At 36.3% G+C, this 24808-nt stretch carries 29 protein-coding genes; 5 read left to right on the top strand and 24 right to left on the bottom strand.

The window, feature by feature from the left end:
• Positions 1-23: 23 nt before the first annotated feature.
• The 5 genes from COO03_RS03360 to panE all read right to left on the bottom strand — a co-directional run bounded on the left by COO03_RS03360 (position 24) and on the right by panE (position 6454).
• A complete protein-coding gene (locus COO03_RS03360) occupies positions 24-2177 on the bottom strand; it encodes a penicillin-binding protein (protein ID WP_097895073.1) in 2154 nt (717 codons plus the stop codon).
• A gap of 17 nt (positions 2178-2194) precedes the next feature.
• Positions 2195-2560, bottom strand: a complete 366-nt coding sequence (gene ftsL / locus COO03_RS03355) for a cell division protein FtsL (RefSeq protein WP_097895071.1) — start codon at positions 2558-2560, stop codon at positions 2195-2197.
• Between the two features lie 14 nt (positions 2561-2574).
• Positions 2575-3507, bottom strand: a complete 933-nt coding sequence (gene rsmH / locus COO03_RS03350) for a 16S rRNA (cytosine(1402)-N(4))-methyltransferase RsmH (protein ID WP_097895070.1) — start codon at positions 3505-3507, stop codon at positions 2575-2577.
• 369 nt (positions 3508-3876) lie between these two features.
• Positions 3877-5493 (bottom strand): bacillithiol biosynthesis cysteine-adding enzyme BshC, encoded by a 1617-nt coding sequence (gene bshC / locus COO03_RS03345; protein WP_097895068.1) that lies wholly within the window; start codon positions 5491-5493, stop codon positions 3877-3879.
• A gap of 79 nt (positions 5494-5572) precedes the next feature.
• Entirely contained in the window at positions 5573-6454 is an 882-nt protein-coding gene (gene panE, locus COO03_RS03340; RefSeq protein WP_097895067.1) for a 2-dehydropantoate 2-reductase, read from the bottom strand.
• Positions 6455-6773: 319 nt separating this feature from the next.
• On the opposite strand from panE, the gene COO03_RS03335 reads away from it, so the two are divergent.
• The gene (locus COO03_RS03335; RefSeq protein ID WP_097895065.1) at positions 6774-7247 is read left to right on the top strand and encodes an N-acetyltransferase; all 474 of its coding nucleotides are present in this window, start codon (positions 6774-6776) and stop codon (positions 7245-7247) included.
• 107 nt (positions 7248-7354) lie between these two features.
• On the opposite strand, the gene COO03_RS03330 is transcribed toward COO03_RS03335, so the two are convergent.
• The 4 genes from COO03_RS03330 to COO03_RS03320 all read right to left on the bottom strand — a co-directional run bounded on the left by COO03_RS03330 (position 7355) and on the right by COO03_RS03320 (position 9055).
• Positions 7355-7876, bottom strand: a complete 522-nt coding sequence (locus tag COO03_RS03330) for an RsfA family transcriptional regulator (protein WP_097895062.1) — start codon at positions 7874-7876, stop codon at positions 7355-7357.
• A 186-nt stretch (positions 7877-8062) separates the two neighbouring features.
• Entirely contained in the window at positions 8063-8197 is a 135-nt protein-coding gene (locus COO03_RS27410; protein WP_255257249.1) for a hypothetical protein, read from the bottom strand.
• A gap of 122 nt (positions 8198-8319) precedes the next feature.
• Positions 8320-8493, bottom strand: a complete 174-nt coding sequence (rpmF, locus tag COO03_RS03325; protein WP_001984764.1) for a 50S ribosomal protein L32 — start codon at positions 8491-8493, stop codon at positions 8320-8322.
• Between the two features lie 61 nt (positions 8494-8554).
• Entirely contained in the window at positions 8555-9055 is a 501-nt protein-coding gene (locus tag COO03_RS03320) for a YceD family protein (protein WP_097895059.1), read from the bottom strand.
• A 153-nt stretch (positions 9056-9208) separates the two neighbouring features.
• On the opposite strand from COO03_RS03320, the gene COO03_RS03315 reads away from it, so the two are divergent.
• Positions 9209-10450 (top strand): nucleotidyltransferase, encoded by a 1242-nt coding sequence (locus COO03_RS03315; RefSeq protein WP_141523159.1) that lies wholly within the window; start codon positions 9209-9211, stop codon positions 10448-10450.
• Positions 10451-10553: 103 nt separating this feature from the next.
• Here COO03_RS03315 and COO03_RS03310 read toward each other — a convergent pair whose 3' ends face one another.
• Positions 10554-11579, bottom strand: coding sequence for a SepM family pheromone-processing serine protease (locus tag COO03_RS03310; RefSeq protein WP_097895055.1), 1026 nt, complete (start codon positions 11577-11579; stop codon positions 10554-10556).
• Positions 11572-12363 (bottom strand): patatin-like phospholipase family protein, encoded by a 792-nt coding sequence (locus tag COO03_RS03305; protein WP_141523160.1) that lies wholly within the window; start codon positions 12361-12363, stop codon positions 11572-11574. The genes COO03_RS03310 and COO03_RS03305 overlap by 8 nt, the downstream gene beginning before the upstream one ends.
• 114 nt (positions 12364-12477) lie before the next feature.
• Here COO03_RS03305 and ylbJ point away from each other — a divergent pair, with 114 nt between their 5' ends.
• On the top strand, positions 12478-13710 hold the full coding sequence (ylbJ, locus tag COO03_RS03300) for a sporulation integral membrane protein YlbJ (RefSeq protein WP_097895053.1): 1233 nt from the start codon (positions 12478-12480) through the stop codon (positions 13708-13710).
• On the opposite strand, the gene coaD is transcribed toward ylbJ, so the two are convergent.
• Together coaD and rsmD are read right to left on the bottom strand one after the other, a co-directional pair.
• A complete protein-coding gene (coaD, locus tag COO03_RS03295; RefSeq protein WP_097895050.1) occupies positions 13702-14193 on the bottom strand; it encodes a pantetheine-phosphate adenylyltransferase in 492 nt (163 codons plus the stop codon). The two genes, ylbJ and coaD, sit on opposite strands and share 9 nt — an antisense overlap.
• A complete protein-coding gene (gene rsmD, locus COO03_RS03290) occupies positions 14190-14756 on the bottom strand; it encodes a 16S rRNA (guanine(966)-N(2))-methyltransferase RsmD (RefSeq protein ID WP_097895047.1) in 567 nt (188 codons plus the stop codon). Before rsmD ends, coaD begins: the two co-directional genes overlap by 4 nt.
• Before the next feature lie 566 nt (positions 14757-15322).
• On the opposite strand from rsmD, the gene COO03_RS03285 reads away from it, so the two are divergent.
• The gene (locus COO03_RS03285) at positions 15323-15712 is read left to right on the top strand and encodes a DUF7147 family protein (protein WP_097895045.1); all 390 of its coding nucleotides are present in this window, start codon (positions 15323-15325) and stop codon (positions 15710-15712) included.
• 97 nt (positions 15713-15809) lie between these two features.
• Here COO03_RS03285 and COO03_RS03280 read toward each other — a convergent pair whose 3' ends face one another.
• The 6 genes from COO03_RS03280 to COO03_RS03255 all read right to left on the bottom strand — a co-directional run bounded on the left by COO03_RS03280 (position 15810) and on the right by COO03_RS03255 (position 19209).
• On the bottom strand, positions 15810-16076 hold the full coding sequence (locus COO03_RS03280; protein WP_097895043.1) for a YlbG family protein: 267 nt from the start codon (positions 16074-16076) through the stop codon (positions 15810-15812).
• Positions 16077-16204: 128 nt separating this feature from the next.
• Positions 16205-16657, bottom strand: a complete 453-nt coding sequence (locus COO03_RS03275; protein WP_097895042.1) for a YlbF family regulator — start codon at positions 16655-16657, stop codon at positions 16205-16207.
• Positions 16658-16758: 101 nt separating this feature from the next.
• A complete protein-coding gene (locus tag COO03_RS03270; protein ID WP_097895040.1) occupies positions 16759-17331 on the bottom strand; it encodes a histidine phosphatase family protein in 573 nt (190 codons plus the stop codon).
• A gap of 79 nt (positions 17332-17410) precedes the next feature.
• A complete protein-coding gene (locus COO03_RS03265; RefSeq protein WP_097895039.1) occupies positions 17411-17656 on the bottom strand; it encodes a YlbE-like family protein in 246 nt (81 codons plus the stop codon).
• Positions 17657-17668: 12 nt separating this feature from the next.
• Positions 17669-18082 carry a YlbD family protein gene (locus COO03_RS03260; protein WP_097895038.1) on the bottom strand — a complete coding sequence of 138 codons (414 nt, stop codon included), beginning with the start codon at positions 18080-18082 and terminating at the stop codon, positions 17669-17671.
• Between the two features lie 89 nt (positions 18083-18171).
• The gene (locus COO03_RS03255) at positions 18172-19209 is read right to left on the bottom strand and encodes a CAP domain-containing protein (RefSeq protein ID WP_097895037.1); all 1038 of its coding nucleotides are present in this window, start codon (positions 19207-19209) and stop codon (positions 18172-18174) included.
• A gap of 209 nt (positions 19210-19418) precedes the next feature.
• Here COO03_RS03255 and COO03_RS03250 point away from each other — a divergent pair, with 209 nt between their 5' ends.
• The gene (locus tag COO03_RS03250) at positions 19419-19784 is read left to right on the top strand and encodes a YugN family protein (protein WP_097895036.1); all 366 of its coding nucleotides are present in this window, start codon (positions 19419-19421) and stop codon (positions 19782-19784) included.
• Positions 19785-19875: 91 nt separating this feature from the next.
• Here the strand turns inward: COO03_RS03250 and ctaG are convergent, their stop codons facing one another.
• From ctaG to coxB, 5 genes are all read right to left on the bottom strand, one after another.
• Positions 19876-20781, bottom strand: a complete 906-nt coding sequence (gene ctaG / locus COO03_RS03245; RefSeq protein ID WP_097895035.1) for a cytochrome c oxidase assembly factor CtaG — start codon at positions 20779-20781, stop codon at positions 19876-19878.
• A gap of 80 nt (positions 20782-20861) precedes the next feature.
• The gene (gene ctaF, locus COO03_RS03240) at positions 20862-21200 is read right to left on the bottom strand and encodes a cytochrome c oxidase subunit IVB (RefSeq protein WP_097895034.1); all 339 of its coding nucleotides are present in this window, start codon (positions 21198-21200) and stop codon (positions 20862-20864) included.
• A gap of 3 nt (positions 21201-21203) precedes the next feature.
• Positions 21204-21827, bottom strand: coding sequence for a cytochrome c oxidase subunit III (ctaE, locus tag COO03_RS03235; protein WP_097895033.1), 624 nt, complete (start codon positions 21825-21827; stop codon positions 21204-21206).
• Positions 21827-23662, bottom strand: a complete 1836-nt coding sequence (gene ctaD / locus COO03_RS03230) for a cytochrome c oxidase subunit I (protein ID WP_170958147.1) — start codon at positions 23660-23662, stop codon at positions 21827-21829. The genes ctaE and ctaD overlap by 1 nt, the downstream gene beginning before the upstream one ends.
• A gap of 60 nt (positions 23663-23722) precedes the next feature.
• Entirely contained in the window at positions 23723-24772 is a 1050-nt protein-coding gene (coxB, locus tag COO03_RS03225; RefSeq protein WP_097895031.1) for a cytochrome c oxidase subunit II, read from the bottom strand.
• Positions 24773-24808 lie beyond the last annotated feature (36 nt).

Here is a 24808-nt window from a genome sequence, read left to right as displayed (position 1 = left end):
TATATCCACTCTTTATTTTCATGTTAAGGTTTATCCGCCTCTTGCTGCGGTTCAAGTGGCGGTACAAGTGTTACAGCTAATTCTGTACCAGGTTGCAGCAATGTTCCTTCCGCTACACTTTGTTCTGTTACATACCCTGTACCAGATGGTTTCAAGTTAAGATTTAACGTTTTTGCTAAATTCATAACATCACGCAGTGCCCAGCCCTGTATATTTGGCATTGTCGGTTTATCCCCTACTAAGAAGATCCGATCGCCCTTCAATGTTTTTTCAGTTGCTTTTGGCACTTGCTGTTTCACTTTACCTTCACCTAGTCTAATTGGACGGAATTTCTCTTTCTCCTCTAACGCTTTCGCCGCCTCTTCCATCGCTTTTCCAGTAACATCTGGAACAACAGCTTGCTGTTCTTTCACATATTTCTTCGGATCTTTTACTTCTTGTGGTTTAATCTTTAAATACTCTAAACTATCTTTTGTTACTGATTTAAATATTTCAGCAAGTGGTTGTGCCCCGTATTCATTATCTTTTAATTTCGGTTTCTTAATTGCCAAATAGACAATCAATTGAGGGTCGTCTATCGGTGCCATACCTAGGAATGAGAAAATATAATTCTCTCTTCCAGTCATATAACCACCTTTTCCATCAGGAATTTGTGCTGTTCCTGTTTTACCACCAACCGAATATCCATCTATCTTGTAGGCATTCCCTGTTCCTTTCGGTGATGTAACAACACGTTCTAGTAACTGTCTTACTTGTGCTGCTGTTTCTTTTGAAACCGGCTTCCCTACCTCTTCTGGCTTATGCTGTAATTCTGCCTTCTCTGTTATTGGATCTACAATTCGATCGATTACGTAAGGTTTCATCATTTCCCCATCATTTGCAATCGCTGTTGCAGCTTGTACAAGTTGGATTGGAGTGACAGTAGAACCTTGCCCAAACGCTGTTGTTACTTGCTGAATTTGCGAATCAAATACAATTTTATTCGCAACTTCTCCTTGCAAATCAATCCCCGTCTTTTCATCCAGTCCAAATTTATGAATATATTGACGGAAAAGGTCTGGTCCAAGTTTTTGATCTCCTAAAATAGCAAATGCAACGTTCGAAGAACGCTCAACCCCTTCATCGAACGTAATAGATCCCCAGCCAACACCATCATTATGATCTTTTATTTTACGATTTCCAACTGAATATGTACCAGACTGATAATATTCCTGACCGTTATATTTACCTTCATTAATCGCTGCTGCCAATGTGAAAATCTTCATCGTCGACCCTGGCTCAAACGCATTTGCGACTGGCACATTTAAATAATTTTTAACATCAGGTTTATTGGGATCAAAACTAGGACTACTAGACATCGCTAATATTTTCCCAGTTTTCGGATCTGCTACAACTGCAGTTAACATTTCAGGTTCATAATGCTTCTCCGCCGCTTTCATCGCATTTTCCAAAAAGCTTTGAATGCGCTGGTCAATTGTCAAATACACATTATCTCCATTTTTAGGCGGTTTTATATTTTGTTTTCCGCCTTCAAGAGGAACTCCATTACGTCCCCCTGTATATCCCACACTTCCATTAGAAGCACGTAAAAATTTGTCTAAACTCTGTTCTAACCCATATTCTCCTTTTGTAATACCATCTTTATCATCTGGTCTTGCATAACCTAATACATAAGACGCAAAGTCTCCATTCGGATACACTCTTGCTTTTTCGGTAACAAATGAAATCCCTTGTATGTTAAGAGCTTCTATTTGTTCTTTCTTCTCTTTCGTCAAGTTCTTTCCTATCGTTCCAAACTCTACTTGGTTCTTATCTTTTTTTAAAGTGGCTAAAATTTCACCTTCGCTCGCTCCGAGTACACCTGCAATCTTTTTAGCAGCATCCTCTTTATCTTGTACAGGCTTTTCGCCTTTCAACGTTGCGACAAGCTTATAGGAGTTCGCATCTTGTGCTAACACATGTCCATTTTGGTCATAAATCGTTCCACGGTTCGCTTCAAGTATACCTGTTTTACTATGTTTATCTTGGGCAAGTTTCTCTAAGTCCTGATTATGCACTGTTCCTGTTGCTTGAATATAAAAGAATCGGGCTAGCAACAGCAAAAAGAGCAGGAGGAAAAATATCATAAAGTAACCTGCTCCCTTATTCGTATGAAGTTTGTTCATATTCATCTTCATATTTGTTTCACACCTATTTATTGTAGGCCTTTTACATTATTCGCGTTAATTTCTAGCCCGTGTTTTTTTGCAATTTCAGCGATACGCTCATAGCGACTTAATTTTTCTACTTCAGCTTGTAATTCTTGATTTTCTTTTTGTTGTTTCACAATTGTATCCTCTATATTTGCTGCTTCTGCATCAACTTGGTATAATCCAGCCTTATTACCAATAAAAGCTACACAGGCATATAATAAAAAGCCAATAAAAGCTACATACAACAGTTTCTCAATTCTTGTAATCTTCGCTTTAGCTTTTGGTTGTACCATCTGCTGTGGAACTTGAGATTGTAACTGTACCTGTTCTTGCGCTTGTTGTTTGTACTTTACAGCTAAATTTGTCATACCTCTCTCTCCTTTTATCGTTTTTCGGCGATCCGTAACTTCGCAGAACGCGCACGATTATTTTCTTCTAACTCTACATCAGAAGGTAAAAGCGGCTTTCTTGTGATAAGCTTTAGTTTCGGCTTAAACTCATCAGGAATAATTGGTAATCCAGGAGGAAGCTGTGGTGTTGTACTATTTCGTTTAAATGTTGTTTTACAAATACGATCTTCTAACGAATGGAATGTAATCACACTAATTCTTCCGCCAGGCTTGACCATTTCAATTGCAGATTCCAATGCTTCCTCAAATACTTTCAATTCATCATTTACAGCAATACGAATCGCTTGAAATACTCGTTTTGCAGGATGTCCACCTGTTCTACGAGCTGGAGCAGGAATTCCTTCTTTAATTAACTCCACTAACTCCCCTGTCGTTTCAATTGCCTTACTCTCACGATACGCTTCAATTTTTCTTGCAATTTGTTTTGAAAATTTCTCTTCACCATATTGGAAGAAAATTCTTACGAGTTGTTCATATGACCAGCTGTTCACAACATCATATGCTGTTAACGGGGCATCTTGATCCATCCGCATATCTAACGGCGCATCATGATGGTAACTAAAACCACGCTCTGGTGTATCTAATTGAGGGGAAGAAACGCCTAAATCAAATAAAATCCCATCTACTTCTGTAATACCTAATTCATGTAGCTTTTCTGATAAATAACGAAAGTTACTCTTCACTGTTACAAATTGATCACCATAAGAAGAAAATTTTTCTTTTGCATTTTGAATCGCAATCTCATCTTGATCAAATGCAATTAACTTTCCCCCTTCCGTTAGCTGGGATAATAGATAAGAACTATGACCGCCGCCACCTAACGTACAATCTACATATGTACCATCTGGCTTTATATCTAAGCCATCTACTGTTTCTTTTAAAAGCACTGTTACGTGTTTAAACATCGTTGCACCTACTCTTTTTCCAAATAATTATGCTGAACGCACTTCTTTCTCCTAGCTAATATATATAAGCTGGAAAAATAAACAATGTTAAAGTGCGACTCATTCAACTCACCATTAGTGAAAAGGATTATCCACTGATCGCAGCTTTAATTTATTATATACTAAATTTTATCATTTTTTGCGGGAATTTAAATAAAAACATGTCGAAAAACATAATAATACGTTTACATTTTGTGCTATTTTGTCATATATGTTTATTTTATTTATTATGAGCACTATTCAGTCATCTAATCATATAATTCAGAAAATTATTATTTTACAGGTAATTCCACAGAACAAAAATAAAATCCTGCTCCGAAGAGCAAGATTTTATAGTTTTATAACGTGATGCTTTCCATCCCAAGAATAAGACTGCTCCATCACTCTTTGAACAAAATCAAGACCGAACTGATTTAAATAATAACATATATTCCATACTCGTTCTTGCGGCGCTCCTAGTGGACGAAGCGCAAATTGTAGACGGCGAAATTTATTCAACTCAACTTCATGTTTTTTCTCAACATTTCGTTTTAACATTCTTTCTAACAATTCAATTTGTTCTTTAATTTTCCGCTCATTTTCTCCAGCAAAATCATTTAAACCAGGATCTATCCTTTTTACAAACTGTTGTAAGGATGTGTGAATTTCCATCATTCCCTTTTTCGCTTCAAGGAATTGCTCTTCTATTGGCTCTTCTATTTGATTAGACAGCCAGTTTTCACGTATTTCACCTATATCTTTTACAAACGGATCACTTTCTTGTAAATGTAGATCATATAAATCTGTTATAATATTCCGTTCCATATAGCTAATTGTAAGACGCGGAACAACCGGAGGCATTTGGAAACCAAACACATGAAATACTTGCTGTAATTCACTCCAGTACGCAATCTCACCTGGCCCTCCAATAAACGCTAATGTTGGGAAAATATATTCCTGCATAAGCGGCCTAGTTACAACATTATTGCTAAATCGCTCTGGATTTCTTTCCATTTCCCCTATCAATTCTTCATACGAAAATGAATACGTACCATCTTGCCCAACAAATTTCCCATTCTCTTCTTCTAACAATACACGCTCTTCGTCAATTTGCATAAATACATGTATTGCATTTGATTTGGTTTCAATAATTGGCTTATACCCTTGTTCTCTAATAATCTGCTGTTGACTATGAAGAGCTTCCTGAACTGCTTTATATTGGCTTATAATTTGTTTAAAAAAGGAAACTTCTAATTTCCTAAGTGCTGGATGATGTGAATCGACAAGAATCAAGCCTGTATCTGTAAACAGCTTCATAATGAGGTGTGCGAAGAAATCTACATATGTCCGAGACTTCTGCAAGGCATCCTCAACGAATTGTAATACATCTTTTGTAAAATTTGTTTCTGGATACGTTTTAAAAATCTCATCGATCCACTTTCTGCAGTCTTCAATTGAAAGATCCGATTCAGAAGCACTTACCTTTTTAGGATGACGATCATGAAAAATCATCTTTTTTATTTTTTTATTTTTTGTTACAAATGTATGATTAATTTCATCAATGTCATGATCTTCACCAGCAATCCAAAAAACAGGAACAACTCGAACCCCTAGACTTGCTTCTTTCTCTTTCGCAAGCTGTAATATCGAAATAATTTTATGCACTGTATAGAGTGGTCCTGTTAATAGTCCAGCTTGTTGTCCTCCGATAACAACATATGTATTTTCATCTGCAAGCGCTTCTATATTACGAAGCGTATATTCTCCAGCATGTAACTGTGTATTATATTTTAATAAATGCTCCACCAAATCTTGACGGAAAAACTTTTTATCACGTAAATCATGCAGACGTTGTTTAAATCCATCTTCTGTTAACTGATAGTCAAAACATGCCTGTATCTCTTTTTCGCCCTTCCTATAGTCCGCCGCAACACCTTGTAGCGGAACAGAGATTTCTTTTATCTCCATATAATTCTTCCTTTCGTATCCTGTTCTCTCACCAATCCACATTGTAGTCAATGTTTGATGCAAAAGCAAAGAATATACCTTACCGCTCTAATCCTCTTATTGCGTTATACAAAAATTGAAGTGTAGGTACTTGTTTTTGCTGTTTCTTCGCTTCCCCCAACACATAACCAACAATAGCGTCAATTTCTGTTTTTCGCTTTCCCTTCACATCAGCTAACATGGAAGATGTATTACTAGACGTTTTTTCACACACACGACAAACCATTCGCCACAGCTCTTCTTTTTTTTCCTCTCTAATAAGAAATATAACTTCATTAAATACCTGCTTCATTGCTTGATAAAAAAATGGATTTGATAATAATTCTCCGTTTTGCACTCCAAACAGCGCTGTTAAAGGATTAATACATACATTCACTACCAATTTATTGTACATTGTCTGTTTCCAATCATTCTCTACTTGTAACGAAAACAATTGAGAAGAAAAACAATTGAATACCGCTTCAAATGGAACATGATTACCACGTACCAGACCAAACTTTGTAACACCTATCCCGGTATGATGTACTGTATGTTCATTCACCTTTTTTGCTCCATGTTCTACAATACCTACAGCTATATTGTCACACTGTAATTTTTGCATGACTTGAAGATGAGACATCCCATTTTGCAAAAAGATTAGTTGTTGTTGTTCAGTTATAAAAGGCAGTATATCAGTTAAATGATACTGTTTTACAGCAATGAATGTATAATCCAATCTCTCACCTAACACATTTTCTAATGGCAAAACATTCGGAAATACAGTTTCTCGTTTTCCATTTCGAATGCACGTTATCCCCGTCTGCATTATTCTTTCTGCTTGCTCAAATGTTCTTGTAAACAATGTAACATCTTGCCCATTTTTTTTAAAATAAAATGCATAAAGTAGACCAATGGCTCCCGGGCCAACAATTCCAATCTTCATTTCTCTTCACGCAAGAGCCTCTCCTAAATCACTAGATATAAAAATATCTTGTAGTCCATTCAGAGCCCTTGACTCCCCCCATCTAATATGTATTGCTATAACATTGATTATATCCTATTTATCATTCACCAAACATAGCTTCTTCTCTTACATGTATATATTGATTACCAATACATTTCATATTCCAGTGTAGCAAATTTTCCAAAAATACCGAAAGAAATTTTCTATGTTCTTCATAAAAATGAAAAAATGAGTTATAATATTATTGAAAATATTTATACTTTTCTTTATTTACAAGACAAGAAAAGGACGTGGTGAAATGACATTCCCAAAAGTTGAGCGCTTGCTCATCAACTATAAAACATTAGATGAATTCAAAAAATTCAAAGGCTGTGGTGCTCAAGAACTCTCTATGTTTGAAGAATTACAAGCAAATATTATTGAAAACGATAGCGAATCCCCATTTTACGGCATTTATTACGGTGGATCTCTTATCGCACGTATGAGTTTGTACATGAGAAGACGTGGTGAGGCAAACCTTGAAATTACAGGATCTTACGTAGAGCTTTCCAAACTTGAAGTATTACCAAGCTTCCAAAAGCAAGGTTTCGGTCAAATGCTTGTTAATTATGTGAAACAACTGCAATTTCCTATTAAAACAACAGCACGCATTCAATCTGCCGCATTTTGGGATAAACTAAATTTCCAAAAAACAACAACGACTGATGGCGAATTTTATATTTGGTACCCAGAAACTAATTTGAATGCGGTTACAAACGAAGAATCTGCGTAAGAGGACACTTTAATCAGTGTTCATCGTCTACTGATTATTAACGAGCAGCAAGCTTACTGCTTGTTAATAGCGGGATAAAAATAAAAACAGCTGTTACTCAGCTGTTTTTATTTTTTTAACTTTTCTAATATTTCATGCTCATGAACAGCATCTTTTTCTTTTACCTCTAGTACCATTACACTTCTTTTTTGATCAATATAGTCAAGCAAAGTTCGATACTCTTCCTCATATACCGCTAAACGCTGAAGAAGCCATTCTTTCTCCTTTTGCAGTAATTCAATTTTCTGTTGCAATACTTTTGATTCTTTTTCATCTTTATATTTTTGTAAGAAATCAATAACATCATTCAATGTAATAGACATAGATGAATTTTCTACCACTTTCGGTTGCTTCACTTCATAATTCTCTACCTTGCGAATTTGTTTCGCTTCTTCAATACGTTCTTTATACTGCTTTCTAACGTAAGAATTCCATCTGAAGCCACAGGCTGCAGGTGTACGAGATAAATTCCTACCTACCTCTTTAAAGGCGGAAAGTTGCGTTCCTCCTTCTCGAATATGCCGGAGTACTACTTCTGCCAGAAGCAAATCTTCATCATCATTCCATGCATCTTGTCGTGTTGTCGCCATCTTTCTAGTCCTCCTTATGCATTTTTTATTAAACATATGCAGTTACTAGAAAAGATAGAATGCCAACATGCAAAGAATATCTTTTTCTATTTCTTTAAAGTTGTAACAATCGCTCGCCTATGCTCTTCCAATTCCCATAACCGTGCACATTCTGCACAAAATGACTACACACTTCAGCCCATCTTCTTATCTAATGTCTTGTATCACTTTTTCTAATGCATCCATCATTTCACCATTAATTGCATCATGATGTTTCGGCCGATTTAATGTAATCCATATTACCGCTTCTTTATGTTCTACTAAAAGGTTCACAATCCTCATCTCTCCCTTTCCTTCACAAAGTTATGTTTGAGGAAAATGGCAAAAAACTTTTCATTCTTCTTAATAGAAAAAGACAAAAAAAATAAACGTAGAAGATACTCTTCTACGTTTATTTTTTGCAATTACTTGCTGATTACTTCTTTACCTTTGTAAGTACCGCATGCTTTACATACACGGTGAGCTAATTTCGCTTCACCACAGCTTGGGCACTCTACCATACCAGGTACTGATAATTTGAAATGCGTGCGACGCTTTCTTTTTACTGTTTTAGAAGTTCTTCTAAAAGGTACAGCCATTCTTCCCACCTCCTTAAAAGAAATAGTTATTTTCATATGAAGGCCTGAACCAGTCTTCCGATTATTTGTCAAAAAACTTCGCAAGTCCTGCTAATCGTGGATCAACAGGCTTTTCTTTGCTTTCTTCCGAAATCACTTGCCAGTCTTGACCTTGCGTCGGTGCTCCACCGGAAACATCATCACTGAAAATTTGCATTGGAATCTCCAAAAGTATATTTTCCTTGATTATAGGGAGTAAGTCAAGTACTTCTCCTTCTAAACAATGGATTTCAGCTTCCGTTTCATACTCTTCTTCTGAAGTTTGGAACACCTCAGTTGTTTTAATGTCAAATGGTAATGTCACATCTACTAAAGAGCGAGAACATGGTAAAACCATGCTTCCAGTTATATGTAGATGAAACGTAAACTTACCGGAGCCAAAATCAACTCTACCTGTTACATGGACAGGGTGAATTTCACGAATTTCTTTCTCGACTTCTTTTAGCTCACTTACATCTACCATCTCATCTAATGTCAATCCTTTATGTCTCAATTTGTTTAATTGATGGATGGACCATTTCATATCATATCACCTCAAGGCAACAAACAAAATTATAGCTAGCCATTTTATATTTGTCAATGTTTTTTCTTTACACTATAATGGAGTCATTATAGTAAATAATATATAGAGTATCATGTTTTTAGAAAAGATGCTACACCGAAAGGAGAGATTATCATAAAGGCAAGCGGTATTGTTGTTGAATATAACCCCTTTCATAACGGTCATGCTTATCATGTGCAACAAACAAAAAACTTAACACAGTCTGATGTTACAATTGCCGTCATGAGTGGCCCTTTTTTACAACGCGGCGAGCCAGCTCTCGTATCAAAATGGTATCGAACAAAGATGGCTTTAGCGGGTGGCGTTGATCTTGTTGTCGAACTCCCTTATGCGTTTGCAACTCAAAAAGCTGAAACATTTGCAAATGGAGCGATTTCCATTTTAGATGCTCTTGGCGTGTCTGAAATTTGCTTCGGCAGTGAAGATGGAAAAGCAGAACATTTCTATAACACCATCTCTTTACGAAAGAAAGAAAAGGATACTTTTGATCGCCTCATACAACAATTTATGAATGCAGGTAATAGTTACGCAAAAGCTACATCTGAAGCCTTTTTACATATTTCATCGCATGAAAACACTGTAGATATGTCACAGCCGAATAACATTTTAGGCTTACATTACATCGAGGCAATTCTTTCACAAAAAAGTTCCATATATGCACAAACTATAAAAAGGTTCGCATCCCATTATCACGACGAAACCTTTCAAGATCAACATATTGCAAGTGCAACAAGTATTCGTAAACAACTGTTTAGCGAAAGCAGTTCATTTACAGATATTGAGCCTTTCGTTCCGAATACGACTTCCTCACTTTTAGCAGACTACAAGCAAACATACGGTATGTTACATAACTGGGAAAAGTATTTTTCATTTTTCAAATACAAGCTCCTGACAATGTCTCTTCAGGAACTACAACATATATATGAAATCGAAGAAGGTTTAGAGCATCGTATTTTATCAAAAATACATAATTCTTCATCATTTCTTACGTTCATGGAAGCATTAAAAACAAAGCGGTATACGTGGACTAGATTACAACGAGCTTGTACACATATTTTAACCAATACAACAAAAAAAGACATGGCACGAGCGAGTATAGAGCAACATGCACCATATATTCGACTGCTTGGTATGTCACAAAAAGGACAATCTTATATTTCCAAAAATAAAAAGAAAATAGAACTTCCAATCCTTACTCATACAAAGACATTCCAGCATCCAATTTTAGATATAGAACGAAAAGCAAACGCTGTTTATCTTTCTGTGTTACAAGAACCTTTCCGTATGAAATGTATACAACAAGATATCATACAACATCCAATCCGATATGATGAAACAACTGTAAGGTTCCTATAAAGCCCCTAACATCGGGTAGTTCTTTTCTATCCAACTGCGTTGCTTGTGTTTGAAATTAGAGGAATTACACCAAAAAAAAGTAAACCTCTCTGAAGCGAGAGGTTTATTTTTTTTCTGGCATTTTTTCTAAATACGCTAATGCATCATCCAATGTATCTACCGGTACGATTTTCATTTTCGTCTTAATATCCTTCGCCGCTTCAAGAGCATCTTTATAATTCGATTTCTCTGCCCCTTTTTCATTTGGTGCAAAGAATATTTCGGCTCCTGCATCACTAGCAGCTACAACCTTTTGTTGAATCCCACCAATCGGACCAATTTCTCCTTTTTCATTAATGGTTCCCGTTCCAGCAATCTCATGACCTTTTGTCATATCCTTTTCAGTCAATTGATTATAAATTTCCAATGTAAACATTAATCCTGCTGATGGTCCCCCAATTTCATGTGAATCGATTTTCACCTTTGGATCTACTGCTAATTCCCTTTCAGTAACAATGGAAACGCCAATACCAACACGCCCCTTGCCATCAGGAATTTGTTTTAGCGTTAATTTTTCCGTAGAATGTTTTCCACCTCGAATGTACTCAACACTTACTACATCGCCTTCTTTTTTACCCGCCATATATTCCACAAATTGATCTATTGTTTCAAAAGGATGTCCATCAACACTTACAATGACATCACCTAGCTTTAACTTTCCTTCTGATGGCATATTTTTCGCAATCCCAGCAACTAAAACCCCCTTGTTTTGAAAGGAAACTGAACGATTCGCTCGCTTATACGCATTATAAATGGCTGCGTTTTGAGAATCTTTCATCGCATATTCTTGGCGAAATTGATATTCTTCATCACTTTCACCTTTTTGCAATATTTCTTCCGCTTTCGAAATATGATTATATTTATTAAATTGTGCAGCTATTAAATTCACCACATTTGCAGGCCCCATCGAAACGGTTACGAGCATAAAATCTCCAGACTCTTTCTTTCCTCCTTCAACTTGTACATATGGCGTTAATTTCGCTGCCATACCTGGTTTTGTTACATAATACGGAAGGCGTACGTACACAAGTAACATCGCCAATATAACCCCTATTAGGATTGCATATATAAACCGAAAACGCTTAAACATTATTTTTCTCCTTCCACTGTTCAATTAGTAAGTAAATATCTTGAATATGTTTTTCCGCTTCTTCTTCTCCTACTTGAATAATGTCTTCAATATTCGTAAAAGCACGTGAACTAAACCGCTCTACTGCTGGACGCATCATTAAATCCGATGCAATTTGTCGATTGACAATGAGCTCATGCTGCATAATTTCAATACTTTGCATAATCACATCATAGATAGAGGTCACTTCGCCATTGATCTTAATCGGAGATACATCTACAGCGATTACAATGTCAGCGCCTAACTCTTTGACAACGGATACAGGGATACGATCAATCACCCCACCATCCACTAATAAACGACCATCTATTTTCTCCGGTACAAACACTCCTGGCACAGAGATACTCGCTCTCACTGCGTCTGCAATAGAACCGCTTGTAAATACAACTTTTTCCCCCTTTAAAATGTCAGTGGCCACAACTGCAGTTGGGATATCTAACTCTTCTAATTTTTTATTGTATGTAAACATTTTAATCATATCTTTTACACGTTTTCCAGAAATAAATCCCATTTTCGGTACAGTAAAATCCAAATAATACTTTCTTTTAAATACAGTCGCCAATCGGTAGAGTCTCTCAACGTTGCAACTTGCCGCATAAAATGTCCCAATTAATGCTCCTATGCTACTTCCTGCAATCATATCAATAGGAATATTCGCTTCACGTAATACTTTAATAATCCCCACATGCGCAAAGCCTTTTGCACCTCCAGATCCAAGAGCCAAGCCTATTTTCGGTTCGTTCATTTCTCTCACCCTTAAATTTTTTTCACTCCCTTTTTCATACTTATGGTCTAAACTCGCCATGTATCCACGTATACTGAAATGAGCGTTTTTTGGGACAAAGGGGGATTTGGTAACATGTATGAAAAATGGAAAACAGTTTTTCTCACCATAATGATGATATTTCTAACACTTTCTCTTGTACTTCATCCCCAAGCCGCTTTGCAAGCTTCTATTCGCGGATTAAATATATGGTGGGAAGTTGTCTTTCCCTCACTACTACCTTTTTTTATCCTTGCAGAACTTTTAATTAGTATAGGTGTCGTAAAGTTTATCGGCGTCATTTTAGAGCCGCTTATGCGCCCTCTCTTTCGCGTTCCTGGTATCGGCGGATTTGTTTGGGCGATGGGAATGGCTTCCGGATTCCCTGCAGGCGCCAAACTAAGCGCTAGATTACGCCAAAGTAATCAACTAACGCAAATTGAGGCTGAACGCCTTGTATCTTTTACAAACTCTTCTAACCCATTATTTATTTTTGGAGCTGTTTCTATCGGTTTTTTTAACAATCCGAAATTAGGTTTTATCTTAGCTGCTGCACATTATATTAGCAATTTTACTGTCGGATTACTTATGCGGTTTTACGGTAATAACAAAACTTATATAAAAGACAAACACTCTATCCGGAAGCGCCCCTTACAAAACGCTTTTTCCGTTCTTCACGAGACGCGTTTACAAGAAAAAAGACCAATTGGAAAACTACTTGGCGATGCTATTATTTCCTCTATTCAAACTTTACTTATGATCGGCGGATTCATTGTTTTATTTTCAGTTCTAAATAAAATGATTACAGTCTTCCAACTAACAGCAGCGCTCGCTTTTATTATGCAACATATTTTATCTTGTTTCCAACTGTCACCTCATTTTAGTATTCCCATTTTATCAGGTCTTTTCGAAATGACACTAGGGAGTCAAATGATTAGTCAGATCACTGAAACTACGATACTTGAACAAGCAATGGTAACAAGTTTTATCTTGGCTTTTAGTGGTCTTTCAATTCAAGCACAAGTAGCGAGTATATTAGCAGATACCGACATTCGCTTTAAGCCGTACTTTTTCGCACGAATTATCCAAAGTATTCTCGCCCCCATCTATACCTTTATATTTTGGGGACCACTTTATGAAAAATCGCATTCTTTCTCACCTACCCAACAAGATATTCCTGTTTTCTTATCAAATCACTCTTCTATACTTGAAAAAATTTGGGGATTAGCCCTTCACTATGGACCTATTTTTACACTGTTTTGTTTATATCTATATGTGATTTTATTATTCTTACGCACAATAAATAAAGAAAAACCCCGTTCATTTTAACGGGGTTTGAAACTTTTCTTTTAAAGCGTGCTCGACGACAGGGGGAACAAGACCCGCTACATTTCCTCCATAGCGAGCTACTTCCTTCACAATGCTTGAGCTTAAAAATGAATATTGATTATTTGTCATAATAAAAAAGGTTTCAATGTTTTCATCTAACTTTCGATTCATGGATGTAATTTGCATCTCATATTCAAAGTCAGAAACTGCTCGTAAACCACGCAAAATCGCATTAGCATTACGCATTTTTGCATATTCAACCAACAATCCACTGTGTGAATCAACTTTTACATTCGGAATATCTTGTGTTGCTTCTCGAATTAACTCTAAGCGCTCTTCTACTGAAAAGAATGGTTTCTTAGATGAATTATTTAAAACAACAACATATACTTCATCAAATACCTTTGCCCCTCTTTTAATAATATCCAAATGTCCAAGAGTTATCGGATCAAAGCTTCCTGAAGAAATCGCTATGCTTGTCATTCAGTTCCCTCACCTTCATACTTATAAATCGAAATTGCTGTAATACCATAATTTTCTTCTCTTACCTTTACAAGTCCCCCTATTGTCTCAGGTAAGACTACGTCATTCTCATGTTCTGCCATAATTAAGCCATCTTTGTTCAATAATCCATGCTGATCCATAATACTAATTAACGAAACAATTTTTTGATCTTTATACGGTGGATCAAGCAATATGAGATCAAATGATATTTCGCGTTTAATCAGCGCCTTCACAGCACGTTCTGCATCATTTCTATACACTTCAGCTTGATCATGTACTTTGCAGCTTTCTAAATTTTGATGAATCACCTTCACAGCTTTATTATCTCGATCAACAAAAATCGCTTTGTCAATCCCCCTGCTAAGCGCTTCAATCCCAAGACCTCCGCTACCACCAAATAAATCGAGGGCAAGTCCTCCCTCAAAATACGGACCTATCATATTAAAGATAGATTCTTTTACTTTATCTGTTGTTGGACGCGTTGTATTACCAGGCACAGCTTTAAGTGGATGCCCTTTACATTTTCCAGAAACTACTCTCATTTGTTGTCACTACCTTTATTTCAATCTATCGAGCGATTATCACAAACATATACTCGTTTGAGTAACCGCTATCAAACCATACTCTTTCAGTTATTTTCCAATTAAAGAATAACGGAATCCATTACCTATAAAAAGAAAAATCACTTTATTTCTTTGAAAAACCATCATTATGTAATAATTTCCCAATATCTCATATGTATATTCATCTCGCGAGCCGCAAGTAAAATCCTCTTTATTAACACAAGGTTCACTTTATCTTTTTTTATCCTATCATAAAATAAAAGAAAGAAAAATAAAAAGCCTACGATAAATTTTAAATTCATTATGTATATCTTCATTTAGATTGGACATAAATAAATATAACAACATCACCTTCGATGTTGTTGCCAACCGCGGAGAAGACTTACGTTTCCCCATAAGTTCTTCCTCCGGTTTCTCCTCTCCCTTTGCCTTCTTACTAGTATATGCTAGTATAAGAAGGGCCCTGCTTTGCAGGGTTTTTTTCTTTGCCTGCTTTTCATTTAAAAAATGAAATGATACAGTAAAAGAAAGAGGAGGAAAATGATATGATTCAACGTTTTATTGAGCTCGGAGAAGGCTACTCTGATTTATATGAATTACTTGAAATTGCCAAAGCAAATAAAGACCGTGTAACACATATGCTACAATTTGAAACTGTAAAAAACGAGAAAAATGTATGTTCACTTGTTGTGGTTCTAAAACCAACAACTGTTGGTGATTTTCAACCGCTATACATATGCCGTGAAGGAATCCCTCTACTTGAAAATAAAAAAAGTAAACGGATTATTTTATTTGAAGAAACTGCTGCACAAATTGAAAAAAAAGTTACTTCTTTTACCGTAAAACCATCTACAACTTTTCCAGAAAAGGAATTATATTTTAATCACCTTATCGGTATTTTGCGAATGAATCATTTTATTCCACCAATGCAGTAAAGATATTACATCTACCATTTTTTTATTCTTATCGATAGAAGTTTCACTTTATACTCACTAAAATCCCCCACACCAAAATTGGTGTGGGGGATTCAACTTAACTATAGTCGTATTCTTTCGCACGATCCGGACGTGAATTTTCAAATTCCGTTTTTAAGAATGGGCGATACGACTGATCAATTTTTTTTACAAAAGGAAGTTTATTTAACTTGTGCATCATATGCTCTATTTGTTCCATATCACAATATACAACCGCATATTTCAATCGTTTTGATATGTAATGAATATTACCATATTTTCTTAAAATTTTGGCATGTTTTAATGAATGTAAATAAACAATCATACTTTGTCGTTGCCCGAACATAATCTTCTCCTTCTATATACTTATATTCTTGTATCTTATAAACAGCAATCAGAAATTTGTGACATTACAGTACATTGTAGAACAAATTCCGTATACGCTTTCTTCCATACTCTAAAAAACGGGGCACATCACCCCGTTTTTTTACAACCACAACTACCTCCAGAGCCACAACCGCCTCCACAGCCACCTGCATCAAAAAATGGATTCCCCGTAGGAACTTTAATCGCAGATGAAACTTCAGAGCCAATTGCTACACTGACTTCATCTAATAATTTCTGCAAAGTATTTTCCGCGTTTTTAAAAGCAGCAATCTTTTCATGCAAGTCTATAGAGCGCTTTAACTCTCGCATTTTTGTTGAAACAACAGTATAATCTGGATGATATTTACCAAAGCGTTGCACTTCTTCATATCGCTCTTTCATTGCTGTAAATTGATTAATTAATGTCTGGGCTTCCAAATCTTCTTGTAAGACCTTATAACATTTACGATAATTTTCTGCTATATCTGAACAGATAACCGCTTTTGCCAGCCGCTCTGCCTTATCTAAAATCATTACGCTTTCAAGCGTCGCTACAATCATGAGAGACACCTCCAAGTATCCATCATAACACATTTAGAACGGAACTACTAATTTGATTCTCCCATCTAAACATAAAACTAAGCATACGCATCCATCATCTCTTATACACAAATATGCTCCGCAATATTATATCTTAGTACGTCCCATTTTCCATGTTCCTCTTTTACATAATTAATACATGCATTTTTTAATGGGGTTTTAAATGTAATTTCTTCCGGTGAAATTGCGTGTAAAATTGCTTTAATGGCATGTGAATGCGCCACAATAATAATACGCTTACCCGCGTGCATTTGCGCAACATCTTGTAATGCTGTAAAACACCGGTTTACAATCTCCTCATCTGATTCCATTCCCTCTACATTTCCCTCTGCAATACGTTCTCGGACTGTAGGAACAGGTTTTCCTGAAGCCTCTCCGAAATTCCGTTCAACAAAACGCTCATCGAGAAAGATAGAATGTATTCCAACAGCTTCGCTAATTACCCTAGCTGTTTCCTGGGCTCGAATTAAAGGACTACTAATAATCACGTCCCATGCTTCTAACTGCAAAGCAGCCGCACTTTGACTCGCTTGCTTTTTCCCAACGTCATTAAGTGGAATGTCTTCACGTCCTTGAATAATCTCTTGAAAATTCCAATCAGTTTGTCCATGTCGTACTAAACAAATTTCCGTCATGCTGTAACTCCTTTTTTTTCAATAGTCCGCTTTTATTGTAACAAAAGTTTCGCATGACGGACATAGTTTTTCCTTCCTATTACGTTGCATTTTGCTGTTTCATATATTGAAACATGTCAATCATAATAGAAGCAACGGCCAATTGATTTTGAAACTTTTCGACTTTGTCTGGTATTGTCTTTTTGAAATGTTGTAATGCCGCCAATTCAAAGGCTTCTTTTTCCCCTGGATTACGTGACAATTTTCGGTACCAATATGGTTGTTCACGAATATAACGTTCTAAATCTTCATTAGCTTTTATAAATTCCATAAGTTCTGCCCTCATCCTCTTTTCCCCCTAATCTTTTTGAAAGAAAAATGGATTATTTTCAGAAGTTCGTTGCTCTGGTTGCGCGCGATTTCCTTGAAATTGTTGAATCACTCGCTGCACACTCCCAATTGCACTCGTAACATTTGCTAAATGTTGCTGCATTTGTTCCACATCTAACTTCTTGAAAAAAGAAAGCATTTGCCCCATCAAGTCAGCTGTTTGTTCATCTTTATTTTCTTGTACCGGCGAAGAGATTGCCTCATTGTCCGCTTTGTAAACTTTCCATACTTCATCTTTCTCTCCAAGTAAATACCATTCCTCGTAAAATTGTTGCCATGTTTTTTCACCACTTCGAACTTCATGAACCATTTTAGGGTGATGGTTTACAAATGCTTTAAATTGTTGAACAGAAGGATGTAACGCTCCTTTTGTTGTTGTCATAATCCTCACCTCTTCAGAAATATCTACTATATTGTAAGAAAAAAAAGGCGCATGGTTCGCCTATTTTTAGACGTTTCATGCACCTTTTCTTATTTTCGAATAAAATTTTGAGTATAAAATTTATCATATACTCCGACACCTAACTCAGTAAATTGTTCATTCAGTAAGTTGTTTCGATGTCCTTCACTGTTCAACCAACCTTGCAACGCAGCAATTCCATCAGTATGTTGCGCCGCTATATTTTCACCTGCAAGCTGGAAAGCAACTTGACCTCGTTGTAATCGATCTCCTAACGTTCCAAACTTTGGTGAATCATGTGAAAAATAATTATTCTCTTTCATGTCTTTACTATGTCCAAATGCAACATCCGCTGTTTGCTGATCCCACGTTAATAATGGTAATTGATGGTGACTTCGAATAATATTTGTCAAATCCAAAATTTGTTGCATATTTCCATGTTCTACTTGTGTCATTTTTTCTGGGGTCATCTGTTGTTCTGTCGTTAATTCACCAGAGTATACAAGCTGATATGGTCTTTGACGAAGCAATGTATCATCATCCATATACCTGATTCCAACAAGTTCATGTGTGAAATGATCAAAATATAGCTGTGCCCAAATTCCTTCTTCTATTGAAACCAGTGGCTGTTCCATAGTTTCAGTATCAGACAATTCAAATTGATAACTATTTCGCCCTCTTTTCAAAGAAATTTCATGTGAGAATGCCTTTTTTTTATACGCATCTTCATATTTTTCATTTATGCGGAAAGGCTCTACATCGACTTGATCACCAGCAACATAAGCCGTTACAATTTTATGTTCAGCAACTCCAAACTGGACATATTGCGATAAATCTTGATTATACACCCACCATTCGTAACCGTACGCAGAGGGTTCAATTCGAGCTGGTTCCCCCCATTTTGCTAACAGATTTTCCGAATCTCCACCCATAACTTGTGAAATAGTTTCTGGAAAACCTTCATTTGTCGGCTTTTTTTTCTTTACAACTTTTTGTTCTTGCTTAGAATGAGAGGGAGTCAGTATATATTGCGAAACGAGTAATTTCCCGTATAAGTCAATGGCCAAAATAAAAACCGTAATCATTACGATACGCAATAATTTCTTCAAACGATATACCTCCTGGACAAACATAAAGTTGAGATATACACAAATTATTTTTTCTTCTTTCCTTTTGTGTGTACCATACTCTTTTCACTATATCATATTTTTGTAAAAAAAGCCGTGTTTCTCTCTTTTCTCCCAATACGAATTGCGTTTTCTGATTTTTCGTACTATTATAAAATTAACAATTAGGAAATTTAATAAGGAGGGATTCTATGCAATTTCCAAATTCAAAACTCATCGGAACAGTAGTTGACTTTACACTTCTAACTGAAATCATGCAAAATCATCATTTCGTACTTGCTGGACAATGGGACTATGAGCGAGTTACATACGACTATAAATTTGAAATATTGAAGGATGTATATTATTTACGAGTACAAGGCCTTGCAGTGGAAGGAGACATCGGCGGAAGACATGCACAAATCAAATTACTTTCACCACTGTTAGGAAAACATTATTATCCACATGGTGTTGAATATGGTGAAAATGAAATCTTCCCTACAAATGTACTCCAAAAAAGCGAACAACTCCTGCAAAATATCGAAAAAGAACTGAAGGAATTTCAAGTTATCGAATAAACAAAACAGGCGTATCCATATGGACACGCCTGTTTTGTTTATAACTTAAAAGTGAATCGTCTTTTTAACCGAATGAATGTACACCTTTTTATTACTTCGTTTGTAAATAAGGAGGAACAGCGTGTAATTGTTCCTCATCTTTTCTGCGCTCTTTACGAGCCCATTTAAAGAATACATAGCCAATAATTGTACCATACACTATTTCCTGGACAATTTTCATAATGATACCACCTGTTTGTTGATCCTGTACGACTGGAATCCAATGTAAAAAGTCTGGGCCAGCTATATTTAAATCTGTCAACGTTCCCGCAGGTACACAAAGTTCCATCGCTTTCATCCAAGAACTTGGATCTGTATATGTCGCAAATAATGGTTCACTCGCAAAAATGATTAATGCACAAGCTGGTGTTAATAAAATACCATTGGCAAACATGTAACCAAGTTTCTTTATATCACTTAATGATTGATACTCTGGTAACGGATTTAACATCGGCCACCACATCATTATCGATGTAAAAAACAATACAGCAAGAAAAATAGGGTGTGCCATTTGGCTTTGCTTTACCGTATCAAACACAACTGGCAAATGATAAAAAGAAAATAAGCCATTGAATACAAACAATGCAATAAGTGGTTTTGTAAATAGCTTTAAAATAACTTGAATAACTTTAAAAGATGTAATATATCGATATAACCAAACTGGTATTCCTAACAGTAATAGCGGTGGCACCACTATATACATCACTGCCATTTCAAGCATATGTGCACTGAAGATAATATGTCCAATTAAATCAATAGGTCCTCCCTTCACAATATATAGGAGGACTATTCCTGTCGTAAAATAAAATATCTGTTTTTTACTTACCTTTTCTGCATTTTCAAACCGCATTCTATATGGTCCAATAACGAGAAAGTAACAGATAAGGATTGAAATCATAAAAAGTAAAAAGATCGGGCTCCATAACGCTTGAAAACCAAATATCCATAAGTTGCTCATTTTTACACCCACCTTTTCAATAGAAATTCCTTACCTTAATAGGAAAAGAGGGCCAAGATACCTCCAAGCCCTCTACCTATTTAAACCCATACAATCGTCGTAAAAGCCAAAATTGTTAACAGTCCTACTAACAATCCAGAATATAAGAAAAACGATGCTGCTTCATGCCCTTTATGACTCATATGCATGAAATAATACAACTGAAATATAACTTGAACAACTGCTAACAATACAATAAATGGTACAGAGAAAACTGGACTAAAAGTTTTTGGATAAGCTACTGCTACAAAAGCAACAATCGTTAAGAAAATCATTAAACCGAATGTGATAACTTGATGCTTCATCTCCTCTGCACTTTTTCTCCTACGATAAATGAGATCTACCTTTGAATTGCTTGTATTTGTTTGCTTTGTCGCCATTGTTTATCCCACCATTCCCATCAAATATACTACAGTGAAAATAAACACCCAGACTACGTCGATGAAGTGCCAATAAATAGATGCAACGTAAAACTTTGGAGCGTTGTATAAATTCAAACCACGCTTTGCATTGCGAAAAATCAATGTTAAGATCCACAGTAATCCAAATAATACGTGTAGTCCATGTGTCCCAACAAGTGCATAAAACGCAGAACCAAATGCACTGCTTCTCATTGTATGTTTAAATTCATGCGCATAATGATTGAACTCATATATTTCAAATCCTAAGAACCCTATGCCAAGTACTACTGTTACAATGAGCCAAAGCTGCATTTGCTTAAAATTAAAGTTCTTCATATGATACATTGCATACACGCTCGTTAAACTACTTGTTAATAGAAGCATTGTCATAATAAACACAAGTGGCATTTGAAACATTTCTTGCGACGAGGGGCCACCGTTTGTAGAATTTCTTAACGCTAAATATGTGCCGAATAAGGAAGCGAATAATACAGTTTCGCCCCCAAGAAACAGCCAAAATCCAACAAATTTATTTTTCCCCTCAAGGGTTGCTTTTTCAGGCTCTGCTGGAAATGTTTCATTCGTTAATTTTTCCTCTACATGCATCACGCTGTGCCCCCCTTATCATCTAAATCTTCCTTATGAATATGATAACCATGATCATCGATTACCGAACGAAGGAACATTGTACCAAAAGTGATAATAAGTCCAATAATCGCAACCACTAGCCAAAACTTATCTTTTCCCCCTTGCATATACATAGCACCAAACGCGGCTATAAACAGTCCAAGTGAAATGATAAATGGTGAGAACGAAGAATTTGGCATATGGATGTCACTAACAGGTTCTGCAGCTGTCATTTCTTTATTTCCTTCACGTTTCTCAATCCAGAATGGATCCAATCCACGAACAAATGGTAATTGTTTGAAATTGTATTCTGGTGTAGGTGCTGGCAGTGTCCATTCTAATGTACGCCCATCCCATGGATCACGCCCCGCTTTTTCTTTAGATAATGTCGTTTTCACAATATTAAATAAAAGAACAATCGTTCCCAGTCCCATGAATACAGCACCAATCGAACTAATTAAGTTCCCCATTTCTAATCCTTGGCCTGGCAAATACGTATAGTATCGACGCGGCATACCAATTAAACCAAGGAAATGCTGAATGAAGAATGTTAAATGGAAACCGATAAAGAACAACCAAAATGTTATTTTCCCCAAGGTTTCATTTAATACTTTATTAAACATAAGCGGCCAATAGTAATGTGCTCCTGCTAGTAATCCAAATACAACTCCACCAACGATTACGTAGTGAAAATGTGCCACAACGAAATAGTTATCATGGAATTGATAATCAGCTGGAGCTGAAGCGAGCATAACCCCTGTTACACCACCCATTACGAATGACGGTATAAAACCAACAGCCCACATCATTGGCGTTGTAAACCTGATACTCCCGCCCCACATTGTAAAGAGCCAATTGAATATTTTAATCCCCGTTGGAACTGCAATTGCCATTGTTGCAACTGAAAAAATGGCATTCGCAACAGGACCGAGACCAACTGTGAACATATGATGTGCCCACACCATAAAGCCTAAAAATCCAATTAATACTGTTGCAAATACCATAGATGAATAACCAAATAATCGTTTTTTAGAAAATGTAGCGAAAATCTCTGAAAATATCCCAAAAACTGGGAGTATGAGAATGTATACTTCTGGATGACCGAAAATCCAGAATAAATGCTCCCATATGATTGTATTCCCACCTAAAGCAGGATTAAAGAAACTTGTTCCAAATAATCGATCTAACATTAATAGCGCTAATCCCACTGTCAATGGTGGAAAAGCAAATAAAATAAGTGAAGAAGTTACAAATGTTGTCCATGTAAACATCGGCATACGCATATATGTCATTCCTGGTGCACGCATATTAATAATTGTAACAAGGAAATTAATACCACCAATCAATGTACCAATACCCGATATTTGTAATCCTAATACATAAAAGTCAATACCATGCCCTTTAGAAGCAAGGGATAGCGATGCATACGATGTCCATCCTGCATCGGGTGCTCCTCCTAAAAACCAACTTAAGTTTAAGAATACTCCGCCAAAGAAAAACAGCCAAAATCCAAGTGAATTTAAAAACGGAAACGCTACATCCCTTGCTCCAATTTGAAGTGGTACAGCAGCGTTCATAAATGCAAACACAAGCGGCATAGCTGCGAGGAAAATCATTGTTGTACCGTGCATCGTTAATACTTGGTTATAAGCATCTCCAACAAGAAAAGCGTTGTTTGGAATCGCTAGTTGAAGACGGATAAATAACGCTTCTATTCCGCCAATGATAAAAAACAATCCACCTGCAATTAAATAGAGAATGGCAATTTTTTTATGGTCTACTGTCGTTAAATAATCCCATATAACAGCACCCATCCCCTGTTTTTTTGCTACAGCACTCACGTTTTCAACCTCCCCTTCGCAAATAATCCCTCTTTATTTCTCAACTTTCAACGTTTTCAAATATGCATTTAATGCATCTATTTGGTCATCCGTTAAGTTGCCATACTTACCAGTCATTTTATTTCCTGGCTTCATATTCTCGGGATTCTTTAGCCATTTTTTTACGTTTTCATCATTGTTTTCGGCAATCCCAGCAACCATATCGCGATCAGCGAAGTTTGCTAGGTTTGGCGCGATACGTGCAGAAGGTGGTCTACTATCATTTGATCCAACCGCGTGACAGCCAATACAACTTTTGCTGAATATTTCCTTACCTTCTTGTTCTTTTGTAGAAGCGACTTCCTTCTTACCATCAAGTTTTTTCATATCAGCAAGCCAAGTTTTGTACTCGCTTTCATCAACAGCTTTTACTTTAAATTGCATTAAAGAATGTGATGGACCACAAAACTCTGTACAAAAACCATTATAAGTGCCTGATTTATCTGCTTTTAGCCACATTTTATTGACATTATCTGTATTCGTATCCATTTTTCCAGCTAAAGATGGAACCCAAAACGAATGTTTAATGTCGGCACCCTTCAAATTCAAATATATTTTCTTACCTGTAGGGATGACTAAATCTTGCGAAGTTACTATATTTTCTGATTTATAAGAAAATTCCCACCAATAAAGATTCGCTGTTACATCAACAACGATTGTATCTTTATCAATATTCTTTTTCTCCATCGCACTTACATCAGCAAGTTTAAACGTGTATGTAACGGTAGGGACAGCCAATATCAGTAACAAGATAATTGGAATGACTGTCCATATAATTTCTAGTTTGTGATTTCCTTCAACTTGCTCTGGGATGTAATCCTCCTGGCCTTTCTTTTGCCGGAAGCGCACAATTACATACAAGAAAATAATAGTAACTACAAGTACGACACCTATCATAATTGCACTTGCTAACAAGAGTAAATCATATTGCATTTTTGCTACTTCACCTTGCGGAATTAAAGTAGATTGAAAGGCTTTACCGCATCCCCCTAACAGTAAAGCCAGCAGTGAAACGAACGAAAGCAGTCGCCACTGTTTCTTCATACAAACAACCCCCACTTTCTTTGTGAATTAGATTGT

Source organism: Bacillus sp. AFS098217, from assembly GCF_002551815.1.
Classification (GTDB): domain Bacteria; phylum Bacillota; class Bacilli; order Bacillales; family Bacillaceae_G; genus Bacillus_A.
This window is presented reverse-complemented; position numbering and strand designations above follow the sequence as displayed.

What these genes read in the sequence shown, in the direction of transcription:
- coaD (WP_097895050.1), bottom strand. Translation starts at nt 14,193, where the DNA reads ATGACAAGCATAGCGATTTCTTCAGGAAGCTTTGATCCGATAACTCTT.
- COO03_RS03260 (WP_097895038.1), bottom strand. Translation starts at nt 18,082, where the DNA reads ATGACAACAACAAAAGGAGCGTTACATCCTTCTGTTCAACAATTTAAA.
- coxB (WP_097895031.1), bottom strand. Translation starts at nt 24,772, where the DNA reads ATGAAGAAACAGTGGCGACTGCTTTCGTTCGTTTCACTGCTGGCTTTA.
- COO03_RS03270 (WP_097895040.1), bottom strand. Translation starts at nt 17,331, where the DNA reads ATGACGGAAATTTGTTTAGTACGACATGGACAAACTGATTGGAATTTT.
- ftsL (WP_097895071.1), bottom strand. Translation starts at nt 2,560, where the DNA reads ATGACAAATTTAGCTGTAAAGTACAAACAACAAGCGCAAGAACAGGTA.
- rsmD (WP_097895047.1), bottom strand. Translation starts at nt 14,756, where the DNA reads ATGAGAGTAGTTTCTGGAAAATGTAAAGGGCATCCACTTAAAGCTGTG.
- COO03_RS03275 (WP_097895042.1), bottom strand. Translation starts at nt 16,657, where the DNA reads ATGATTGTAGCGACGCTTGAAAGCGTAATGATTTTAGATAAGGCAGAG.
- COO03_RS03330 (WP_097895062.1), bottom strand. Translation starts at nt 7,876, where the DNA reads ATGGCGACAACACGACAAGATGCATGGAATGATGATGAAGATTTGCTT.
- COO03_RS03265 (WP_097895039.1), bottom strand. Translation starts at nt 17,656, where the DNA reads ATGAGGGCAGAACTTATGGAATTTATAAAAGCTAATGAAGATTTAGAA.
- COO03_RS03305 (WP_141523160.1), bottom strand. Translation starts at nt 12,363, where the DNA reads ATGAACGAACCGAAAATAGGCTTGGCTCTTGGATCTGGAGGTGCAAAA.
- COO03_RS03250 (WP_097895036.1), top strand. Translation starts at nt 19,419, where the DNA reads ATGCAATTTCCAAATTCAAAACTCATCGGAACAGTAGTTGACTTTACA.
- COO03_RS27410 (WP_255257249.1), bottom strand. Translation starts at nt 8,197, where the DNA reads ATGAGGATTGTGAACCTTTTAGTAGAACATAAAGAAGCGGTAATATGG.
- rsmH (WP_097895070.1), bottom strand. Translation starts at nt 3,507, where the DNA reads ATGTTTAAACACGTAACAGTGCTTTTAAAAGAAACAGTAGATGGCTTA.
- COO03_RS03320 (WP_097895059.1), bottom strand. Translation starts at nt 9,055, where the DNA reads ATGAAATGGTCCATCCATCAATTAAACAAATTGAGACATAAAGGATTG.
- COO03_RS03360 (WP_097895073.1), bottom strand. Translation starts at nt 2,177, where the DNA reads ATGAAGATGAATATGAACAAACTTCATACGAATAAGGGAGCAGGTTAC.
- ctaG (WP_097895035.1), bottom strand. Translation starts at nt 20,781, where the DNA reads ATGAGCAACTTATGGATATTTGGTTTTCAAGCGTTATGGAGCCCGATC.
- ylbJ (WP_097895053.1), top strand. Translation starts at nt 12,478, where the DNA reads ATGTATGAAAAATGGAAAACAGTTTTTCTCACCATAATGATGATATTT.
- panE (WP_097895067.1), bottom strand. Translation starts at nt 6,454, where the DNA reads ATGAAGATTGGAATTGTTGGCCCGGGAGCCATTGGTCTACTTTATGCA.
- COO03_RS03310 (WP_097895055.1), bottom strand. Translation starts at nt 11,579, where the DNA reads ATGTTTAAGCGTTTTCGGTTTATATATGCAATCCTAATAGGGGTTATA.
- bshC (WP_097895068.1), bottom strand. Translation starts at nt 5,493, where the DNA reads ATGGAGATAAAAGAAATCTCTGTTCCGCTACAAGGTGTTGCGGCGGAC.
- COO03_RS03280 (WP_097895043.1), bottom strand. Translation starts at nt 16,076, where the DNA reads ATGTTCGGGCAACGACAAAGTATGATTGTTTATTTACATTCATTAAAA.
- rpmF (WP_001984764.1), bottom strand. Translation starts at nt 8,493, where the DNA reads ATGGCTGTACCTTTTAGAAGAACTTCTAAAACAGTAAAAAGAAAGCGT.
- ctaD (WP_170958147.1), bottom strand. Translation starts at nt 23,662, where the DNA reads ATGGGTGCTGTTATATGGGATTATTTAACGACAGTAGACCATAAAAAA.
- ctaF (WP_097895034.1), bottom strand. Translation starts at nt 21,200, where the DNA reads ATGGCGACAAAGCAAACAAATACAAGCAATTCAAAGGTAGATCTCATT.
- COO03_RS03285 (WP_097895045.1), top strand. Translation starts at nt 15,323, where the DNA reads ATGATTCAACGTTTTATTGAGCTCGGAGAAGGCTACTCTGATTTATAT.
- COO03_RS03335 (WP_097895065.1), top strand. Translation starts at nt 6,774, where the DNA reads ATGACATTCCCAAAAGTTGAGCGCTTGCTCATCAACTATAAAACATTA.
- ctaE (WP_097895033.1), bottom strand. Translation starts at nt 21,827, where the DNA reads ATGCATGTAGAGGAAAAATTAACGAATGAAACATTTCCAGCAGAGCCT.